The organism is Nocardioides sp., assembly GCF_035503875.1.
Classification (GTDB): Bacteria; Actinomycetota; Actinomycetes; order Propionibacteriales; family Nocardioidaceae; genus Nocardioides.
In genome coordinates this window covers 1-18,999 of sequence record NZ_DATJTA010000087.1, presented here as the reverse complement: position 1 = coordinate 18,999, position 18,999 = coordinate 1, and the positions used below count along the sequence as shown (strand labels likewise).

At 71.7% G+C, this 18,999-nt stretch carries 17 protein-coding genes; 5 read left to right on the top strand and 12 right to left on the bottom strand.

From position 1 onward, the window contains the following. Positions 1-91: 91 nt before the first annotated feature. A complete protein-coding gene (locus VMF51_RS20225) occupies positions 92-1,675 on the bottom strand; it encodes a class I adenylate-forming enzyme family protein (RefSeq protein ID WP_325476272.1) in 1,584 nt (527 codons plus the stop codon). Beyond that, entirely contained in the window at positions 1,672-2,691 is a 1,020-nt protein-coding gene (locus tag VMF51_RS20220; protein WP_325476271.1) for an LLM class F420-dependent oxidoreductase, read from the bottom strand. Before VMF51_RS20220 ends, VMF51_RS20225 begins: the two co-directional genes overlap by 4 nt. A gap of 143 nt (positions 2,692-2,834) precedes the next feature. Between VMF51_RS20220 and VMF51_RS20215 the strand changes: the two genes are divergently transcribed. Further along, on the top strand, positions 2,835-4,715 hold the full coding sequence (locus tag VMF51_RS20215) for an AMP-binding protein (protein ID WP_325476270.1): 1,881 nt from the start codon (positions 2,835-2,837) through the stop codon (positions 4,713-4,715). After that, positions 4,712-5,377, top strand: coding sequence for a nitroreductase (locus VMF51_RS20210; RefSeq protein ID WP_325476269.1), 666 nt, complete (start codon positions 4,712-4,714; stop codon positions 5,375-5,377). Before VMF51_RS20215 ends, VMF51_RS20210 begins: the two co-directional genes overlap by 4 nt. A gap of 6 nt (positions 5,378-5,383) precedes the next feature. Here VMF51_RS20210 and VMF51_RS20205 read toward each other — a convergent pair whose 3' ends face one another. From VMF51_RS20205 to VMF51_RS20185, 5 genes are read right to left on the bottom strand one after another with little or no spacing between them, the layout of a single operon-like run. After that, positions 5,384-6,118 (bottom strand): ABC transporter ATP-binding protein, encoded by a 735-nt coding sequence (locus VMF51_RS20205; protein ID WP_325476268.1) that lies wholly within the window; start codon positions 6,116-6,118, stop codon positions 5,384-5,386. Positions 6,119-6,158: 40 nt separating this feature from the next. Continuing rightward, entirely contained in the window at positions 6,159-7,379 is a 1,221-nt protein-coding gene (locus VMF51_RS20200; protein WP_325476267.1) for an ABC transporter substrate-binding protein, read from the bottom strand. Positions 7,380-7,429: 50 nt separating this feature from the next. After that, positions 7,430-8,614 carry a branched-chain amino acid ABC transporter permease gene (locus tag VMF51_RS20195; RefSeq protein ID WP_325476266.1) on the bottom strand — a complete coding sequence of 395 codons (1,185 nt, stop codon included), beginning with the start codon at positions 8,612-8,614 and terminating at the stop codon, positions 7,430-7,432. After that, positions 8,607-9,506 (bottom strand): branched-chain amino acid ABC transporter permease, encoded by a 900-nt coding sequence (locus VMF51_RS20190; RefSeq protein ID WP_325476265.1) that lies wholly within the window; start codon positions 9,504-9,506, stop codon positions 8,607-8,609. Before VMF51_RS20190 ends, VMF51_RS20195 begins: the two co-directional genes overlap by 8 nt. 1 nt (position 9,507) lies before the next feature. Next, positions 9,508-10,386, bottom strand: coding sequence for an ABC transporter ATP-binding protein (locus tag VMF51_RS20185; protein ID WP_325476264.1), 879 nt, complete (start codon positions 10,384-10,386; stop codon positions 9,508-9,510). Positions 10,387-10,657: 271 nt separating this feature from the next. On the opposite strand from VMF51_RS20185, the gene VMF51_RS20180 reads away from it, so the two are divergent. Then, positions 10,658-11,320 carry a TetR/AcrR family transcriptional regulator gene (locus VMF51_RS20180; protein ID WP_325476263.1) on the top strand — a complete coding sequence of 221 codons (663 nt, stop codon included), beginning with the start codon at positions 10,658-10,660 and terminating at the stop codon, positions 11,318-11,320. Between the two features lie 39 nt (positions 11,321-11,359). Next, positions 11,360-12,115 carry a hypothetical protein gene (locus VMF51_RS20175; protein ID WP_325476262.1) on the top strand — a complete coding sequence of 252 codons (756 nt, stop codon included), beginning with the start codon at positions 11,360-11,362 and terminating at the stop codon, positions 12,113-12,115. Positions 12,116-12,402: 287 nt separating this feature from the next. Here the strand turns inward: VMF51_RS20175 and VMF51_RS20170 are convergent, their stop codons facing one another. From VMF51_RS20170 to VMF51_RS20150, 5 genes are all read right to left on the bottom strand, one after another. Further along, a complete protein-coding gene (locus tag VMF51_RS20170) occupies positions 12,403-13,437 on the bottom strand; it encodes a LacI family DNA-binding transcriptional regulator (protein WP_325476261.1) in 1,035 nt (344 codons plus the stop codon). Between the two features lie 19 nt (positions 13,438-13,456). Next, positions 13,457-14,929 (bottom strand): glycoside hydrolase family 1 protein, encoded by a 1,473-nt coding sequence (locus VMF51_RS20165; RefSeq protein WP_325476260.1) that lies wholly within the window; start codon positions 14,927-14,929, stop codon positions 13,457-13,459. Continuing rightward, positions 14,926-15,753 carry a carbohydrate ABC transporter permease gene (locus tag VMF51_RS20160; protein WP_325476259.1) on the bottom strand — a complete coding sequence of 276 codons (828 nt, stop codon included), beginning with the start codon at positions 15,751-15,753 and terminating at the stop codon, positions 14,926-14,928. Before VMF51_RS20160 ends, VMF51_RS20165 begins: the two co-directional genes overlap by 4 nt. Further along, positions 15,750-16,751: a sugar ABC transporter permease gene (locus VMF51_RS20155; RefSeq protein WP_325476258.1), complete on the bottom strand. Its 1,002-nt coding sequence runs from the start codon at positions 16,749-16,751 to the stop codon at positions 15,750-15,752. Before VMF51_RS20155 ends, VMF51_RS20160 begins: the two co-directional genes overlap by 4 nt. Before the next feature lie 107 nt (positions 16,752-16,858). After that, complete coding sequence (locus VMF51_RS20150; RefSeq protein WP_325476257.1) at positions 16,859-18,160, bottom strand: ABC transporter substrate-binding protein; 1,302 nt, start codon at positions 18,158-18,160, stop codon at positions 16,859-16,861. A 284-nt stretch (positions 18,161-18,444) separates the two neighbouring features. Here VMF51_RS20150 and VMF51_RS20145 point away from each other — a divergent pair. Further along, on the top strand, positions 18,445-18,999 hold a 555-nt coding region (locus VMF51_RS20145), incomplete at its 3' end, for an ATP-binding cassette domain-containing protein (RefSeq protein ID WP_325476256.1).

Sequence of the window (18,999 nt, the reverse complement as noted above, 5' to 3'; positions counted from 1 at the left end):
GCGGCAGCGGTTCAGGACTTCGTCCTTCGCACCTCAACCAGCGGCAGCGGCTCGGGACTTCGTCCTTCGCACCTCAACCAGCGTCGTCGGGTCAGGCGAGTGAGCCGGCGGCGTACGCCTCGCGGATCCGGGCCTTGACGATCTTGCCGGTGGGGTTGATCGGCAGCGGGGTGCGGACGACCAGGACCTCCTTGGGGCGCTTGTAGTCCGCGAGGTGTGCGGCGCAGGTCGCGAGCACCTCGGCCGGGTCCAGGTCGACGCCGTCCACCGGGCGTACGACGGCGACGACCCGCTCGCCCCAGTGGTCGTCCGGTACGCCGATCACGGCGACCTCGCCGACCCCGGGGTGCTGGTGGACGACGTTCTCGACCTCGGCCGGGTACACGTTGTAGCCGCCGGTGATGATCATGTCCTTCAGGCGGCCGGTGACGTAGAGGTAGCCCTCCTCGTCGGCGTACCCGAGGTCGCCGGTGTGCAGCCAGCCGTCCTGGATCGCGCGCTCCTGCGGCCGCTCCCAGTAGCCCGCCATGATCGACGGCCCCGAGACGCAGAGCTCGCCGATCTCGCCGGGCGTGGCCTCCCGGCCGCCGACGAAGACGCGCACGTCGCTGTACATCAGCGGTCGGCCGATCGATCCGACCTTGCGCAGGGCGTCCTCGGGCATCAGGCAGGTCGAGAACCCGCACGACTCGGTGAGGCCGTAGCCCTGCACGAAGACCGACAGCCCGCGCTCGCGGAACCGCTCGATCAGGCTGACCGGCATCGAGGCCGCCGCCGACAGGACACGCTGGAAGCAGGTCAGGTCGAGGTCGTCGAACGCCGGGTGGTCCAGCAGCGCCTTGAAGACCGTCGGCACGCTCGCCATGTACGACGGCCGGTAGTCGCGGATGGCCGCCGCGATCAGCTCGGGCGTCGACTGCTCGAGCAGCCGGATGCTGCACCCGAGGTGCAGGAACGGCAGGATCCCGGCGAGCATCGCGCCGGAGACGCTGATCGGCAGCGACACCAGGGGCCGGTCGGCGACGGAGAACCCGAGGTCGACCGCGAGCGACGTCGCCACCGAGCGGATGTTGCCGTGCGTGATGATCGCGCCCTTGGGGAGCCCCGTGGTGCCGGACGTGTAGAACATGCCCGCCGGGGAGTCGTCCCCGAACGCGCCCACCGCGAACGGCGTCGCGTCGGCGCCGGGCTCCGGCCACGGCGAGGCGTCGCGTACGCCGGCAGGGGCGGGGCCGTCGGTGAAGAAGCAGGCCGGCGTCGCCGTCCCGAGCAGGGCCGCCAGCCGAGGAGCGGCGGCGACCTGGGTCACGAGCGCGACCGGCCGGGAGTCGCGCACCAGCGCGGCGAGCTCGGCGTCGGCCAGCCGGGGGTTGAGCGGCACGTAGACCGCCCCCAGGCGCATGATCGCGAGGGTCGCCGGCAGGAACTCGGGGTGGTTCTCGTGGAGCAGCGCGACCCGGTCGCCGACCTGGACGCCGGCGGAGCGGAGCGCCCGCGCCACCTGCCAGGTACGCCGCTCGAGGTCGCCGTACGTGAGCGTGGTCGAGTCGAGGACCAGCGCCGGCCGGTCCGGGGTGCGGTCGGCGTGCCGGGTGATCCAGGACGCGATCCCCGGGCGGAAGCGCAGCTGGGCGGCGGTGAGCTGCCGGCCCGCCGTCGGGGCGAGCGCGGTCACAGGCCGACCTCCGCCGCGACGGCCTTCAGCGACGGCTCGTCGCGCAGGTCCATCATCACGACCGTCGTCACCCGCGACGCGCGCCACAGCTCGAGGCGCTCGCGGATCCGGCCGGGTGGCCCGATCAGCGAGGTGCCGTCGACCAGCTCGTCGGGGATCCGCTCGACCGCCTCCTCGCGGCGACCGGAGAGGAACAGCTCCTGGACGTCGTGGGCGACGTCCTCGAACCCGGCCCGGGCGACGGCGTCGAAGTGGAAGTTGGCGCCCCGGGCGCCCATCCCGCCGACGTACCAGGCCAGCGGCTCCTTGGCCCGGCGGAAGGCCGCGCGCAGGTCGTCGTCGACGAAGGTGTTGACGTTGGCGACGATGTCGAAGCCCTCGGGTACGTCGGTGAGCAGTGCGCCGTACATCGCTTCGAACTGCTCGATGTGCACGAAGGCGGGCATCCAGCCGTCCGCGACCTCCAGGGCCAGCTGGGTGTTCTTCGGCCCCTGCGCGCCGAGGTAGATCGGGAGGTCGGAACGCAGCGGCTGGGTGATGAGCTTGAGCGGCTTGCCCAGCCCGGCGCCGCCCGGGTAGGGGAGCGGGTAGAACTCGCCCTCGTGCGTGACCGGCTGCTCGCGTGCCCAGATCGCGCGGAGCACCTCGACGTACTCGCGGGTGCGCGCGAGCGGGCGGGGGAACGGCCGGCCGTACCAGCCCTCGATGATCTGGGGACCAGAGACGCCCAGGCCCAGGCGCAGCCGGCCGCCGCTCAGGGCGTCGAGCGTCATCGCGGTCATCGCCGCGTTGGCCGGGGTGCGGGCGTCGATCTGGGCGATCGAGGTGCCGAGTCCGATCCGCGAGGTGCGGGCGGCGTACCAGGTCAGCGGGGTGAAGGCGTCGGAGCCGTACGCCTCGCCGACCCACACGGAGTCGTAGCCGAGCGCCTCCGCCGCGACGACCGTGTCGGTCTCGTCCCGGGGGCTGCCCTGCCAGTAGCCGAGTCCGATCCCGAGGGCGAGGTCCGTGGTCATCTGCGTGCTCCTGTCCCGGCCGCGCTGGCGGCGCAGCGTCCGACGGCAATATGATCATGAATCGAAGCATCAGACTACCATCCGTTTGGTTGTGTAACGTGGCGCCGGTCACGATGACGCCAGGCGATCAGGAGTGGGTGGGCATGGACGTGTTGAGGCCGGTCGAGCACTGGGCGCAGCGCCGCGGCGACGCCGTGGCGGTCCGCGACGACGACGGTGACCTGACCTGGACGCAGCTGCTGGAGGCGGCGCGGAGCGAGGCGACCCGGCTCGTCGGGCTCGGCGTGCGGCCGGGGGACCGGGTGGGCGTGCTGACGGCCAACTCCCGGCAGTTCTGCGTCAGCGTGCTGGCCGGGTTCGCCGCCGGGGCGATCGTCGTCCCGGTGAACCATCGCCTGCACGCCACGGAGGCCGCCGACCAGCTGCGCGACGCCGGCGCCGTCGTACTCAGCCACGACGAGACGTACGCCGCGACCGCCGCCGCCGTCGCGGCCGAGCTGGCGATCGCGTTGCGCCACCCGGTGCCGGCCGACTGGACGGGCGGTACGCCGACGCGGGTCGTCCGCGAGCTCGACGACATCGCCGTCCTGCTCTACTCCTCCGGTACGACGGGCCGCCCGCGCGGCGTCGCCGTCAGCCACCGCAGCATCGTCGCGATGGCCCACGACCGGATCGTCAACGACGGCTGGAACCGCGACACCCGGACCTACGTGCCGTACCCGCTGGCGTTCTCCGCCGGCATCCTCGCCTCGTGGCTGGCGACCGTCGTCGCGGGCGGGATGACGGTCGTCGACGCGGCCTTCGACCCGGGTCGCGCGCTGCGCCGGTTCGAGGAGGACCGGATCACCGTCTTCATGGCGGTGCCGGCCGTCTGGCAGGCCATCGTCGCCCACCCCGACGTCGAGTCGACCGACGTGTCGTCGCTGACCACGGTCTCCGCCGGCGGCGCGATGGTCACGCCCGAGCTGATGCGGCTGCTCAGCGACCGGGGCATCCGGCTCTCGCAGGGCTACGGCCTGACCGAGTCGTCCGGCGTCGCGACCGCGCTGCGACCCGAGGACATCGACCGCAAGCCCGGCTCGATCGGCCGGCCGATGATGATGACCGAGTCGCGGGTCGTCGCCCCCGACGGCACCGACTGCCCGGCCGGGGAACCCGGCGAGCTCTGGCTGCGCGGACCCGCGGTGATGACGGGCTACTGGGTCGACGGTGCTCCGGACCCGGGGTCGCTGCGCGACGGCTGGCTGGCCACGGGCGACGTCGCCACCATGGACGAGGAGGGCTACCTCTACGTCGTCGATCGGCTCAAGGACATGATCATCACCGGCGGCATCAACGTCGTCCCCGCCGAGATCGAGCGGGCGCTCGAGGCGCTTCCCGGCGTGGTCGAGTGCGCGGTCGTCGGCGTACCCCACGCGCGGTGGGGCGAGACGCCGTACGCCTATGTCGTCGTGGACGACGACGAGGTCACCGCCGCCACGCTCGAGGCGGGTCTGCGCGAGCGGATCGCGGGCTACAAGGTCCCCCGCGTGATCGAGGTACGACGAGCGGCCCTGCCTCGCAGCGCCAACGGCAAGGTGCTCCGCCGGCACCTGCGCGCGGAGGCGACGGCGGCGCCGGCGACCACGCCGGAGGACGCGATCCGGGACCTCGTGACGCGCTACTTCGCCGCGGTGAACGCCCGGGACTGGAAGGCCTTCGCCGCGACCCTGCACCCCGAGGTGACGATCCGCCAGGGCGAGCTGCTCGGGGCGTCGGGGGTGGACGACGTGACCCGGCTCTACCGCGCGATCGTGGCGCAGTACGACGAGCACGAGGACCGTCCCACCCGCATCCTGGTGGACGGCTCGCGGGCCGCCGTCGAGATCACCTTCCGCGGCCGGCTCCGCGACGGGACGCAGCTGACCTTCCCGGCGTTCGACGTGATCGACGTCGAGGACGGAGCGATCCGCACGGTGTCGACCTGGTACGACACCCAGGTGGTCGTCCCGCTGATCACCGGCGCGCCGGCGGCCGTCCGGTGACCGCCTCCCTCGACGCGCTCCTGGCGGAGCGCTACAGCTGCCGGGCGTACGGCCCGGAGGAGGTGCCCGAGGAGACGGTGCGCGAGGTGTTCGGCCTCGCGCAGCGGACCGCCTCGTGGTGCAACACCCAGCCCTGGCAGGCGGTCGTCACCCGGGGCGACGCGACCCGGGACCTCGCGACCGGGCTCGCGGCCCACGTCGCCGGGTCCGCGCCGTCGTCCGACCTGGACCTGCCGGCCGGCTATAGCGGCGTGTACGACGAGCGGCGCCGTACCAGCGGCTTCGCGCTCTACGCCAGTCTCGGCATCGAGCGGCACGACCGGGAGGGTCGCGCTCGCCAGACGATGCGGAACTTCGACTTCTTCGGGGCGCCCCACGTGGCGATCGTGACGACCGACCGCGAGCAGGGGACGTACGGGGCCGTCGACTGCGGCGGGTACGTCGCCACCCTGCTGCTGGCGCTCCGCTCCCGCGGGATCGACTCGATCGCCCAGGCGGCGATCGCCATGTACTCCGACGGCGTGCGGGAGCTGCTCGCGCTGCCCGAGGACCGGCTGGTGGTCTGCGCGGTGTCCTTCGGGTACGCCGATCCGGACCACCCCGCCAACGCCTTCCGCACCGAGCGGGCGGGCGTCGACGACGTGATCCGGATCGTCTCCTAGGGTCCGTCAGGTCGCGACGAGGCCGCCGCCGAGGTAGGCGGCCGACAGCTTGTCGTCGTCGAGCAGCTCGTGCGCGGGACAGGCGGCGACGACCCGGCCGTTGGCCAGGACCACCGCCTGCCGGCTGATGCTCAGGGCGAGCCGGGCGTTCTGCTCGACGAGCAGGACCGTGACCCCGCTCGCCGCGATCTCGGCCACCACGACGCCGATCCGCTCCATCATCAGCGGCGACAGGCCGAGGCTGGGCTCGTCGAGGAGCAGCACCCGCGGCTTCTTCAGCGTGGCCCGCCCGATGGCGAGCATCTGCTGCTCGCCACCGGACAGGTAGCCGGCGCTGGTATCGGCCTTCTCGCGCAGCACGGGGAACTGCTCGAACGTGCGCTCCACGGCCTCCGCCAGCTCGGCGCGGCCCAGGCCCTGCCCGCCGACCAGGAGGTTGTCGCGCACCGACAGGTCGGTGAAGATGTGCCGGCCCTCCAGCACCTGGGCCAGCCCGAGCCGGACCAGCGCCCAGGGCGGCAGCGCGTGGATCGGCTTGCCGTCCAGGGTGATGCTGCCGGACCGGATCGCGGCGCGGTACTGCGGGAGCAGCCCGCCCACGGCGCGGAGGAGACTGGTCTTCCCGGCGCCGTTCGCGCCGAGCACGGTGGTCACCTCGCCGGTCGGCACGCTGAGCCCGACCCCCCGGAGCGCCTCGGCGCCTCCGGGATAGGTGACCGTCAGGTCCTGCACCTCGAGCATCTGGGTGCCTCTCGTCGTGGGTGGGCCGGTCCGGGTGCGCTCAGTCGAGCGAGACGTTGGTCGCGGCGGGGCTCTCGGCCCAGTCGGCGAGCAGGGTCACGCCGTCGTCCTCGTCCTTGGTGACGCCGCAGATCCGGCTCTCGCGGAACGGCGTGCGGTCGTTGATGTCCTTGCCGTACGTCATGTCCGGCGTCAGGCCGTCGGTCGAGATGGTCGCCTGCTGGGCGGCCTTCACGATGCCGGCGGGCGTGACGTCCCCGTCCTCGATCGCCTGCTCGATGAAGCCGGCGATCGTCTGACCGGCGATCCAGCCCAGCACGATCGTGCCCTGGGGCGAGACCGAGGGGTCGAGCGCCTCGTGGAAGGTGGCGTTGCCCGGCGACTCGTCGTCCCACAGCGGGTAGGAGCAGGACACGGTCATGTTCTTCTCCATCGCCGGCCCGACGGGCAGGTCGAGGAGGGCGCGGTTGTACGCCGTCCCGGGCGAGAGCAGCTTCGCGTCGTACCCGAGGGCGGACGCGGCACCGACGCCCGCGATCGTGCCGCCGGGTCCGACGCCGAGCACCACCGTGTCGGCGCCGGCCTTGCGCATCGAGGTCACCTGGGCGGTGAGGTCGGTCGCGGTGGCGTCGGCGCTGGCCTCGGCGACGACCTCGAGCCCCGTCTCCTCGCTGACCGCCTCGACGCCACGCAGGATCGCGTCGCCCATCGCGTCGGCCTGGTAGATGACGCCCACCTTGGCGTCGGGGTCCTCGTCGAGGACGTGGCTGAGCAGGTTGGCGGTGTCGACCTCGAAGGCCGTGCCCTGGGCGAAGGTGTTGTCCTCGGCGTACGGCCCCTTGAAGCCGAGCGAGAGCACCTGGTCGTCGGCGGTGAACGGCCGGATCGCGTCGGTGGTCGGCGTGCCGTAGGTGATCAGGGCCGCGATGTCGTTCTTGTCGGCCTGGTACGACTGCACCGCGAGCTGGGGGTTGTACTGGTGGTCGACGGTCTTCAGCTCGATGGTGCGCCCGTCGATGCCGCCCTCCTCGTTGAGGTGGTCGAAGTACGCCTCGATGCCGGCCTGGACGGGCTTGCCGCCCGACGCCGCCGGCCCCGAGAGATCGGTCAGCGACAGGACGGTGATCGTGTCGTCCGTGACGCCGTTGCCGGTGGCGAGCCCACCGTCGGAGGAGCTGTCGCTCGGCGCTGCGGTGCAGGCCGAGGTGGCGATCGCGAGGGCGGCGAGGCCGGCGATGAGTGGGCGGCGGAGCTGGTGCATGGCCGTGTTCCTTCGACTCGGGTGCGGGTGGGGTGCGGAGTGACCGGCGGTCACGCCGAGGTCCGTGGAGCGCGCGGTCCGCGACCGCGGAGGAGAGGGGCGAGCCGGCCGAGTCCGCCCGCGATGCCCCGGGGGGCCAGCGCCATGACCATCACGATCACGAGGCCGTAGGCGACGAGCGCGAGGGTGCCGGTGTTGAAGCTGCTCGAGGTGCCGCTGGCCGCCTCGACCAGGCCGAGGCGGAGCGAGACCTCGGTGAGGATGGTGGGGAGGGCGGTGATCAGCACGGCGCCGACGACGGCGCCGCTCACCGAGCCGAGGCCGCCGATGACCACCATGGCGAGGAACTGGATGCTCTGCTCCAGCCCGAAGCTCTCCGGGTTCAGGAAGCGCAGGTAGCCCGCGAGCAGTGCCCCCGACAGCCCGCCGAGCGCGGCCGACAGCGCGAACGCGGTCACCCGGGCGCGGGTCACGGCGATACCGGCCGCGGCGGCCGAGTTCTCGTTGTCCCGGATCGCCACCAGGGCGCGGCCCCAGCGCAGGCGGAGCAGCGAGGCCACGCAGACGCCGACCAGGGTGACGACCACGAGCAGCAGGGCGAACCACTTCATGTCGCTGGTCACCAGCCGGCCGGCGAGCACCGAGCTCTGCGACATCTCGATGCCGAACAGGCTCGGCGCCTCGACGATCCGGCCGGCGCCGCCGCCGGTGAGGCTGCGCAGGTTCACGAACAGGTGCTCGCCGACGTACGCGATGCCGATCGTGCCCACCGCGAGGTAGAGCCCCGACAGCCGGAGGGCCAGCGGCCCGATCGTGAGGCTGGCGAGCAGGGCGACGACCATCGCGGCCACGGCGGCGAGCAGGAACGGCACGCCGTGGTCGCCCAGGACCGCGGCGGTGAACGCCCCGAAGCCGACGAAGACGGCATGTCCGAGCGACATGATCCCGGTCGTCCCCATGGCGAGGTTGAGCCCGATGGCCGCGACGGCGGCGATCAGCCCGAAGTTGAGGACCGAGAGGAGGCGTTCCTGCCCGGAGGCGAGGACGCCGAGGGCGGCGACCAGCGTGATCAGGGCGGCGACCTTGCCGCCGGCGGTGCCGAGCAGCGTGACGTGCGCGCGGGACTCGCGCGGGTCGAGGCGCCGTACGGCGGGGGCGCCGGCCGGCGACGCGGCGTCGGCCGGGCCGTCGCCCTCGACGGTCGTGGACGGGGTGGCGGCAGCGGTCTCAGGCACGGATGACCCTCTTCGTTCCGAACAGTCCCTGGGGGCGGACGAGGAGCACGACGACGAGCACCAGCCAGGGCACGATCACGTGGAAGTTGTGACCCACGACCCCGGACCACGGGCCCTCGTAGCCGGCGATGACGGTCTGGATGATCCCGATCGAGACGGCGCCGACGACGGCGCCGTTGAGCGAGTCGAAGCCGCCGAGCACGGCTCCGGGGAAGGCGGCGAGGGCGATCAGGCCCATGTGTGGGTCGATCGAGCGCGGGTAGCCGGCGAGGAACACCCCGGCGAGCACGGCGAGCGCCCCGGCGGTCGCCCAGACGACGGCGGTCATCAGCCGGGTGTTCACGCCGAGGGCCGAGGCGGCGACGGGGTCCTGCGACATCGCGGTGATCGAGACGCCGGTGCGGCTGCGGCGGAACCAGATCGCCATCGCGCCGATGACCATGCCGGTGACCAGGATCGCCAGGATGCTCGACGTGGTGATGGTGACCCCGGCGACGCTCAGGGTCGAGTCGCCCCACGGGTCGCCGATGCCGAGCTTGTCGGTGCCGAACGCCGCGGTCAGCACCGCCCGGATCAGGATGCCCAACCCGAGGGTCCCGATCAGCACGGCTTCGTGTGAATGGGCGGCGAGGTGGCGCACGAGCGCCCACTGGATGAAGACCATGAAGACGGCGGCCCCGAGGATCGCCAGCGCCACGGCCAGGCCGAACGGGAGCTCGAAGCGCCCGGGGCCGAACCAGTAGACGAGGAACGCGCCCATCGCCATCACGTCGCCCTGGGCGAAGTTCAGTTGGCCGGTGGACTTGTAGATCAGCACGAAGCCGACGGCGACGAGCGCGTACACCGCGCCGAGCGCGCCGCCGCTCACCACGAGCTGGACCAGGTCCCGCATGTCAGATCTCCTCGGAGAGGGGGGAGAGGTGGTCGGGGGTGTGCTCCGCGTCGAGGGACACGGAGTTGCCGAGATAGGCCTCGCGGACGGCCTCGCTGTCGCGGATCGCGGCGGGCCGGCCCTGGGCGATCACCTGGCCGAAGTCCAGGACGGTGATCCAGTCCGCGACCTCCATGACCATGGCCATGTCGTGCTCGACGACGAGGATCGCCAGGTCGCGCTGGGCGCGGACCCGGCCGATCGTCTCGGTGAGCTCCGCGGTCTCGGTCGGGTTCATGCCGGCCACCGGCTCGTCCATCAGCAGCAGGCGCGGCTCGGAGGCGAGGGCGCGGGCCAGCTCGACCCGCTTGCGGGTGCCGTACGGCAGGCCTCCGACCTCGGTGTTGCGCAGGTCGAAGAGGCCGAGCAGGTCGAGTACGTCGGCGACCGCCTCGCGGTGCGCGACGTCCTCGGCCCGCGAGCGGCGCCAGCGCAGCAGGTTCCCGGCGATGCTGGAGCGCATCAGCGGGTGCCGGCCCACGAGGGCGTTCTCCATGACGGTCGCCCCGGGGAACAGCGAGAGGTTCTGGAAGGTACGGCCGACCCCGGCCTGCGCGATCGCGTGGCGGCGTGCGGTGCCGAGGTCGAGACCGGCGAACGTCAGCGTGCCCTCGCTGGGGCGGGAGAAGCCGCTGACGCAGTTGAAGAGCGAGGTCTTGCCGGCCCCGTTCGGGCCGACCAGCGCGACGACCTCACCGCTGCGCACGGTGAAGGAGACGTCCTTCAGGGCGGTGACGCTGCCGTAGCGCAACGTCACCGACGCGGCCTCGAGGACGACGTCGGCCGGCCGCTCGTCGGCGTCGACGGCGGAGGTCGAGGCCGCGGTGGCGGAGCTGGTCATCGGGGTCGTCCTTTCGGGCGGTGGTGGGTCCGGGGGCGGCTGCGAAGCGAGGCCCGAGGAGTCCCACGAGGCTAATGATGTGCATCAATGCGCCTGTGCATCAGATCACACCGGATCGGCGCCGACAAGACTTTTCGGCACCTTATTCAAACGAATGGTTGGCAGATTAGGGTGGAGTCCGGGCGGCTCGCGGCGACCGGGACGAGAGTCGCGTCGGGGTCGGAGGGTCTGCGACAATCGACCGGTTGGTTCGAGGGATACGAGGAGCACGGTGAAGAAGCGGTCCGATGACCAGAACGTGGCGGAGGCCGACTCGGGCAAGCGCACCCAGCGCCGGTTCGACCGGACCGAGCTGATCATCGACGCGGCCGCGTCGATCTTCCGCCGCAAGGGGTACGACGCGACGAGCCTGCAGGAGATCGCCGACGAGGTCGGGATCCTCAAGGGCAGCATGTACCACTACATCGACACCAAGGAGGATCTGCTCTTCGCGATCATCCAGCGCAACCACCAGCGGATCATCACCGCGGACCCGGAGTGGCGGAAGCTGGCCGACGACCCGGTCGCGGCGCTGCGCTCGTTCATCGAGGGACACATGCGGCGCTCGCTCGAGCACTCCGCCGACTCGATCATCTTCTTCCGCGACTTCCGGGCGCTGAGCCCCGATCGCGCGGCCGAGATCGTCCAGGCCCAGCACGAGTACGACCAGGACTTCCGCGACCTGGTGGATCGCGCCGCCGCGGAGGGCCTGCTGCGACCGGGCGTGAACTCGACGTTCGCCGCGCGCGCCGTCTTCGGCATGGCGAACTGGATCCACTACTGGTACGACCCGCGCGGCTCGATCTCCGCCGAGGAGGTCGTCGCCGAGCTCTCGACGTACGCCGTGGCGAGTCTGCTGGCGACCCCGCCGGCGGTCGAGGCGACGGAGGCCTGAGGCTTTCCAAACGAATGGTTGGCAGATTACGTTGCCACCATGAGTGCTGTCGCGGTCCCCTGGGCCAAGCGGGTCATGCAGTTCCAGCCGAGCGCGCTGCGCCCACGTGAGGAGTCCGAGGCGCACTACCTCGGCGTGCACAGCCCGTGGGCGGTCACGACGTTCCGCGACATGCCGGAGGTCGTCGGTTACCACACCAACCTGCTCGTCGGGCAGTGGGACCTCACCGGCGGGTTCGGCCGGGTGCCGGACCTCTGGCGCTACGCGACCATGCGCTACGAGCCGCCGGGCATGGAGTTCTCGCGCGACGTCGGCGGGATGCTCGCGCACGACCACCAGAACTTCCTCCGGGACCTGCGGCGCTTCGACGTCGAGGAGACCGTGATCCGCGAGCGGTCCGGTCCCGCGCTCTGCGCCGAGAAGTACGTCGTCGTGCTCGACCGGCCCGAGGGCCTCGACGCGGCTGCCGCCTCGGCGGCCGTGGACGAGGTGGTCGGGGTCCTCGCCGACGCCTTCGACGCGACGTACGGCGCGCGCCGGATGACCTGCGACCGGGTGCTCCTCGAGCGGGAGAACGCCCCGATGCGCGAGCCCGGCCAGCTCCCGACCGGGCGCCGGCTCGACGAATCGCGCCGGCTCGCCTTCGTCGAGCTCTACCTCGACCACGAGATGTGGGGGAGCGAGCTCTTCCGCCGGCCCGAGGTGCTGTGCCTGCAGCAGGACTCGGTCTTCGCGCCCGACAGCATCGCGGCGTACCGGGTCCTGGAGCGGGCGGGCCACGACCGGAGGGAGTAGGCGCCCGCGCGGGGCCGCCCGGAGGCTGCAATTGCGGCCGTTGGGCAGGGTGGGGGCGCGCTGGTCTGTCCGGGGGCTGCAATTGCGGTGGCTGGGCAGGGTGGGGGGCGCGCTGGTCTGTCCGGGGGCTGCAATTGCGGCGATTGAGCGGGCTGGCGTTGCGGGAACCTGTCGGCAGGCTGCAATTGCGGCCGTTGGACAGGGCTGCCGCGCGAAACCCTGTCCGGAGGCCGCAATTGCGGCGGTTGGGCGGGCCCCGAGACCCCGCCCCTCCCCGCCGCCCCGGCTCAGGCCGTCCCGCGGCGGACCAGGGAGGGCGGGAAGATCACCCGCATGGCGGCGGCCGGGCGCTCGCCGTCGACCTGCTCGAGCAGCAGCCGGGTGGCCTGCTCGGCCATCTCGCGGATCGGGTTGCGCATCGTGGTGAGCGCCGGCTCGGTCCGCTCGTGGACGCCGAGGTCGTCGTACCCGATCACGGCGACGTCGTCGGGCACCCGCCGGCCGAGGGTCGCGAGGGTCTTCAGGGTGCCGGCGGCCATCAGGTCGGAGGCGACCACGATGCCGTCGAGGTCGGGGTGCCGCTCGAGGAGGGCGGCGGCCGCCCGCTCCCCGCCGGCCTCGGTGAAGTCCCCGTGCACGACCGCGTCGTCGGCGAGACCGGCGGTGCGCATCGCCGCGTACCAGCCGTCGAGCCGGTCGACGCTGGCCGTCATGTCGGCGGGGCCGGCGACCGTGCCGATCCGCGAGCAGCCGCGGTCGACGAGCGCCTGGGTGGCCTCGCGACCGCCGGCGATGTTGTCGGTGTCGACGTACGCGACCTTGTCGGCGCTGGTCCACGGCCGGCCGACGAACGCGCACGGCAGGTCGAGCGCGGCGAGGTGGTCGGCGAGGCTGTCGCTGCGGTGGTGGGAGACCACGAGGGCGCCGTCGATGTGCCGGTTGCGGAGGTAGCGCAGCATCCGCTGCTCCTCGTCGCCCGGGCGCGCGAGCAGCAGCACCAGCTGGACGTCGCGCTCGTTGAGCACCCGGGTCGCGCCGCGCAGGGTGTGGGCGAAGAACGGGTCGGTGAAGACCCGCTCGTCCGGCTCGGGGACGACGAGCGCCACGGAGTCGGTACGGCGCGTCACCAGGCTGCGGGCCGCCGGGTTGGGCGTGTAGCCGAGCGTGCGCACGGCGGCGTCGACCGCCGACTGGGCCGCGGCGCTGACCCGGTTGCCCCCGTTGATGGCCCGCGACGCGGTCGCCCGCGAGACCCCCGCCAGCCGCGCGACCTCGTCGAGGGTGGGCGAGCCCCCGGGGCCGAGGCCGTTGCGGCTGTTCACCCGAGCCACGCTACCGACCTCACGGGGTCCCCTCCGGAAGGCGTCCGGTGCGCGCGGCCTCGGCGTAGAACCGGGCGCTGGCCTTCGGCGTACGCACCTGGGTGTCGTAGTCGACGTGCACGATGCCGAACCGCTGGCGGTAGCCGTAGGCCCACTCGTAGTTGTCCAGTAGCGACCAGGCGAAGTAGCCGCGCACGTCGACGCCCTGCTCGATCGCGTCGTGGGTGGCCCGCAGGTGCGCGTCGATGAACCGCAGCCGCTCGAGGTCGTCGACCGTCCCGTCGGGGCCGACCTCGTCGTCGTACGCCGCGCCGTTCTCGGTGATGTAGAGCGGGGGCGCGGCGTACTCGTCCCGCAGCCGGACCAGCAGCCGGGTCAGCCCCTCGGGCTGCACCTCCCAGTCCATCCCGGTGACCGGCAGGCCGCGCCGCGGGAAGCGGATGTCGCCGCCGCCCGGGTACGGCGAGAGGACCGGCCGCGACGGGTGCTCCACCCGCGCGCCCAGCAGCTGGGTCCCGTCCTCGACGACCCGGCCCGATGCCGCGTCGCCGTGGTAGTAGTTCACGCCCAGCACGTCGATCGGCGTGCTGATCAGGGCGAGGTCGCCGTCCTGCACGAAGTCGTGCCACGCCTTGCCGTCGAACGTCATGCCCGCGGTGTCGCCGGCCAGGTCGTCGGCGTACCGGCCGCGGAGGATCGGGTCGAGGAAGACCCGGTTGAAGAAGCCGTCGACGCGGCGGGCCGCGTCGACATCGGCCGGCTCGGCCGGGTCGAAGGGGTCGGCGACCGTGAGGTTGAGCGTGATGCCCAGCTCGGCGGTGGTGCCGCGCCGGCGCAGCTCGTCGATGACCAGGCCGTGCCCGAGCATCAGGTGGTGGGCGGCCACGACCCCGGCGACACCCTCCTGGCGGCCGGGGGCGTGCTGGCCGCCGGTGTGGCCGAGGAACGCCGAGCACCACGGCTCGTTCATGGTGGTCCAGTACGGCACGCGGTCGCCGAGGGCGTCGTACAGGGTGAGGGCGTACTCGGCGAAGCGGTACGCCGTGTCGCGGTTCGTCCAGCCGCCCGCGTCCTCGAGAGCCTGCGGGAGGTCCCAGTGGTAGAGCGTGACCCAGGGCGTGATGCCGTTGCCGAGCAGCTCATCGACCAGCCGGGTGTAGAAGTCGACGCCGGCCCGGTTGGGCGCTCCGCCGTCGGGGCGGACGCGCGGCCACGCGGTGGAGAACCGGTAGGCGTTGAGGTGCAGCGAGCGCATCAGCGCGACGTCCTCGGGGACCCGGTGGTAGTGGTCGCAGGCCACGTCGCCGGTGTCGCCGCCGAGCACGGCGCCGGGGACCCGCGCGAAGGTGTCCCAGATCGACGGCGTACGCCCGTCCTCGGCGGTGGCGCCCTCGATCTGGTACGCCGCGGTCGCGGCGCCCCAGAGGAAGGCGGGCGGGAAGACCAGCGGCCCGGTGGTGGTGGGCGCTGTCTGGAGTGGGGTGGAGTTCATCCCTTCACGGCTCCTTGCATGATGCCGGCGACCAGCTGGCGGCCGGAGAGGACGAAGAGGATCAGCAGCGGGATCGTGGCGAGCCCGGTGCCGCAGAGGACGAGCGCGTAGTCGGTGGTCTGGCCCTGGCCGCTGATGGCCAGCTCGTCCAGCGCGACCTGGAGGGTCTGGTTGTCCTTCAGGGCGACGAGCGGCCACATGTAGTCGGTCCAGACCGTCATGAAGGTGAACAGGAAGAGGATCGCCATCGCCGGGCGGGCGGCCGGGACGGCCACCGTCCAGAAGGTGCGGATCATCGAGGCGCCGTCGACACGCGCCGCCTCGATCAGCTCGTCGGGGATCGCGTCGAGGAGGTACTGCCGCATGAAGAACACGCCGAACGCCGTGACCAGGGAGGGCAGGGCGACCGCCATCAGCGTGTCGTACAGGCCGTAGTCGGTGATGATGATGAAGAGCGGCACGATCGCCAGCTGGGTCGGGACCGCCATGGTCAGGATGACGAAGCCCATCAGGGCGTTGCTGCCGCGGAAGCGCAGCTTGGCGAAGCTGTAGCCGGCCAGCGTCGCGAAGAGCACGACCGAGGCCGCGCAGGCGGTCGAGACGATGATGCTGTTGGCCATCGCCTGCCAGAAGTCGATGGTGTCGAAGACCCGGCCCGCGTTCTCCAGGAAGTGCCCGCCCGGCAACAGCGGCGGCGGCATCTCCATGGCCTCGGCCTTGGTGTGCGAGCCGATCACGAACGACCAGTAGAGGGGGAGGGCGGAGCCGATCACGAAGGCGGCGAGCAGGCCGTAGACGACCCAGCCGGGACGGCGCTGGCTCATGACGACCTCCTGGTGAGGTAGCGGGTCAGGACGAAGTTGAGCAGCGCGATCGCGACGATGATCAGGAAGAGCAGCCAGGCGGCCGCCGACGCGCGGCCGTAGAAGCCGTCGACGATGCCGCGGTCGTAGATGTAGAGCGCGGCCGTCATGTACTGGTGGTCCGCGCCGCCCTCACGGCTCATCGAGTCGTCGAAGAGGCGGGGCTCGGTGAAGATCTGCAGGCCGCCGATGGTGCTGGTGACGATGACGAAGATCATCGTCGGGCGGATCATCGGGAGCGTGATCGACCAGAACTGGCGCAGCCGTCCGGCGCCGTCGAGCGCCGCGGACTCGTAGAGCTCGCGCGGCACGGCCTGCATGGCGGCCAGCAGGATCAGGGTGTTGTAGCCGGTCCAGCGCCAGTTGACCATGCTCGAGATGGCGACGTGGCTCCACAGCCGGTCGACGTGCCAGCGGATGGGTTCGAGCCCGAGCTCGCGGAGCGCGGCGTTGATCAGGCCCGACTGGTCGGCGAAGAGGCTGCCGAAGATGAGCGCGGCCGCCGCGGGGGCGACGACGAACGGCAGCAGCACGCTCATCCGCCAGAAGGTGCGGGCGCGGAGCTGGTTGTCGAGGAGCGCCGCGACCCCGACGGCGACGACGATCTGCGGCACCGACGACATCAGGAAGATGCTGAAGGTGTTGACCAGCGCCTTGCGGAAGATCGGGTCGGTGAGGACGAACTCGAAGTTCTCCATGCCGGTGAACTCGCCGCGCTGGCGGTAGAGCTTGTCCCAGTCGTGCACCGACAGGTAGCCGGTGTAGAGCAGCGGGAAGAGCCCGACCAGGGCGAAGAGGATGAAGAACGGCGAGATGTAGAGGTACGGCGAGAGCTTCAGGTCCCAGTGGGACCGGCGCCGCCGGCGGATCAGGCGTACGTCGCGCGGCGGGCTCGGGGGCGTCGTACTCCCGGACTCGGCGGTGTCGGCGCCGGGGCCTGGCCGGTCATCGGTGAGCATCGACGCCCCTCCTGGCAGTTCGTCGGGTGCACGGGTCCGTGCGGGGTGAGCCAGGCCGCCCGGGGGAGAGCCCCGGGCGGCCCGACGGTCCGGTCACGCCTGCTCGGTCACTGGAGCGAGGCGACGTCCTGCTCGAAGGTCGCCCAGGACTTGTCCGGGTCGGTGCCCTGGTCGACGCGGTTGATGGCGTCCTGGAACTTCTGCAGGATGTCGGAGTACAGCGGCCCGTGGTAGGGCTGGACCGTGATCGCCGCGGCGCGGTTGGAGAAGATCTCACCGGCCGGCGCGTTGTTGAAGTACTCGTCGGTGGCCGCGAGGACGGTCTCGGACTGGAGCGCCTCGACCTGCGACGGGAAGTTCCCGGTCAGCTCGAACACCTTGGCCTGCTGCTCGGGCGCGGTGATCCAGGTGATGAACTCCAGCGCCTCGGCCTGGTGGGTCGAGCTCTTGGGGATGGTGAGGTACGAGCCGCCCCAGTTGCCGCCTCCGCCCGGGAAGACGTCGGCGATGTCCCAGACGACGCCGTCGGGAGCCGGGTCGCCGGTGTTCTCCTTGATGTTGTTGCGCATCCAGCCGGGGCAGGCGACGGTGGCGTTGCCCGGCTTCTTGAACGCCGCGGTCCAGTCGGGGCTCCACTGGACGGCCTTGCTGCCGAGGTCGGTGTGGGAGGTGACGGTGTCCCAGACGTTCTTCAACTCGTCGCTGCTGATATCGACGGAGTTGTCGGCCTGCTCGAACGGGAACTCGACCTGGTTCAGCATGGCCTGCGCGATCGAGCCGCTGGCGTCGTAGAAGTTGGCGTCGGAGTTCTTCTTGAACTCCTCACCCAGGGCGAAGTAGTCGTCCCAGGTGGTCATCAGGGCGGCCACCTCCTCGCGGTCGCCGGGCAGGCCGGCCGCCTCGAAGAGGTCCTTGCGGTAGCAGATCGCCTCCGGGCCGGCGTCGGTCGCGTACCCGAGCAGCTGGCCGTCGTCGGTCGTGGCCTCGTCGACCTTGAACTCCAGCCAGCGGCCCTCGACCTCGGACTGGGCCAGGTCGACCCAGACGTCCGGGGCGGCCACCACGGCGGGCATGTAGTCACCCTCGAGGGCGACGACGTCGGGGAGACCCTTGCCTCCGGCCTGGAGGCTGGTGGTGATCTCGGCCTTCCAGTCGTCCCACTTGGACACCTTGGTCTGCTCGACCTGGGTGTCGGGGTTCTCCTCGTTCCACTGCTCGATGAGCGCGTCGTAGCCGAACTCGCCGAACGTGGTGATGGTGATGGCGTCGCCCGCGGCGAGGTCCTCCTGGTCGGCGGACTGCTTCGGGTCGTCGTCGCCACCGCAGGCGGCGGTCAGCCCGAGGACGAGGACGCCGACGGCGGCGCCTGCGAGGGACCGGCGGACCGGTCGAGAGATGGTGTAGCGCACGGTGACACTCCTTGACTGGCACGAGACAGCGATGGTCGGCGTCGATCGGAGGGTCCTGGGCCGGAGGTGGAAGGCTTGTGAGAGCGCTTCCACTGATCGACGTTCCCGACGATGGCATGCGTCACATTGCCTGTCAAGGGATCCCGGTCAGCGTGGCGTAGCTGGTGTGGACGGGTCGTGGAAACGCTTCCACTAGACGCGCTGACGCGGACGTCGTACGGTGCCTGCACCCCATTCACGACGGATCGTCCGGCACGTGCCTGCCGGTGAAGGGAGGACCGGTCATGTCCTCGGTGACCTACCAGCACGCGGAGCGCGTCTACCCCGGCTCGGACACCCCGGCGGTCGCGGACCTGAACCTGGAGATCGGCGACGGCGAGTTCATGGTCCTCGTCGGTCCGTCCGGCTGCGGCAAGTCGACGTCCCTGCGGATGCTCGCGGGCCTGGAGGAGGTGACGGCCGGCGAGATTCTGATCGGGGACCGAGCGGTCACGCACCTGCCGCCCAAGGACCGCGACATCGCGATGGTGTTCCAGAACTACGCGCTCTACCCGCACATGAGCGTGTACGACAACATGGCCTACGGCCTGAAGATTCGCGGCCTGCCCAAGGACGACATCGACCGCCGGGTGCGCAAAGCCGCAAAGACGCTCGAACTGGAGCCGCTGCTCGAGCGGCTGCCGCGCCAGCTCTCGGGCGGCCAGCGCCAGCGCGTCGCCATGGGCCGCGCCATCGTGCGCGCGCCGGCGGTGTTCCTGTTCGACGAGCCGCTCTCCAACCTCGACGCCAAGCTGCGCGTGCAGATGCGGCTCGAGATCAAGCGCCTGCAGCGCGAGCTT

What these genes read in the sequence shown, in the direction of transcription:
- VMF51_RS20165 (WP_325476260.1), bottom strand. Translation starts at nt 14,929, where the DNA reads ATGAACTCCACCCCACTCCAGACAGCGCCCACCACCACCGGGCCGCTG.
- VMF51_RS20200 (WP_325476267.1), bottom strand. Translation starts at nt 7,379, where the DNA reads ATGCACCAGCTCCGCCGCCCACTCATCGCCGGCCTCGCCGCCCTCGCG.
- VMF51_RS20175 (WP_325476262.1), top strand. Translation starts at nt 11,360, where the DNA reads ATGAGTGCTGTCGCGGTCCCCTGGGCCAAGCGGGTCATGCAGTTCCAG.
- VMF51_RS20160 (WP_325476259.1), bottom strand. Translation starts at nt 15,753, where the DNA reads ATGAGCCAGCGCCGTCCCGGCTGGGTCGTCTACGGCCTGCTCGCCGCC.
- VMF51_RS20215 (WP_325476270.1), top strand. Translation starts at nt 2,835, where the DNA reads ATGGACGTGTTGAGGCCGGTCGAGCACTGGGCGCAGCGCCGCGGCGAC.
- VMF51_RS20185 (WP_325476264.1), bottom strand. Translation starts at nt 10,386, where the DNA reads ATGACCAGCTCCGCCACCGCGGCCTCGACCTCCGCCGTCGACGCCGAC.
- VMF51_RS20220 (WP_325476271.1), bottom strand. Translation starts at nt 2,691, where the DNA reads ATGACCACGGACCTCGCCCTCGGGATCGGACTCGGCTACTGGCAGGGC.
- VMF51_RS20205 (WP_325476268.1), bottom strand. Translation starts at nt 6,118, where the DNA reads ATGCTCGAGGTGCAGGACCTGACGGTCACCTATCCCGGAGGCGCCGAG.
- VMF51_RS20155 (WP_325476258.1), bottom strand. Translation starts at nt 16,751, where the DNA reads ATGCTCACCGATGACCGGCCAGGCCCCGGCGCCGACACCGCCGAGTCC.
- VMF51_RS20190 (WP_325476265.1), bottom strand. Translation starts at nt 9,506, where the DNA reads ATGCGGGACCTGGTCCAGCTCGTGGTGAGCGGCGGCGCGCTCGGCGCG.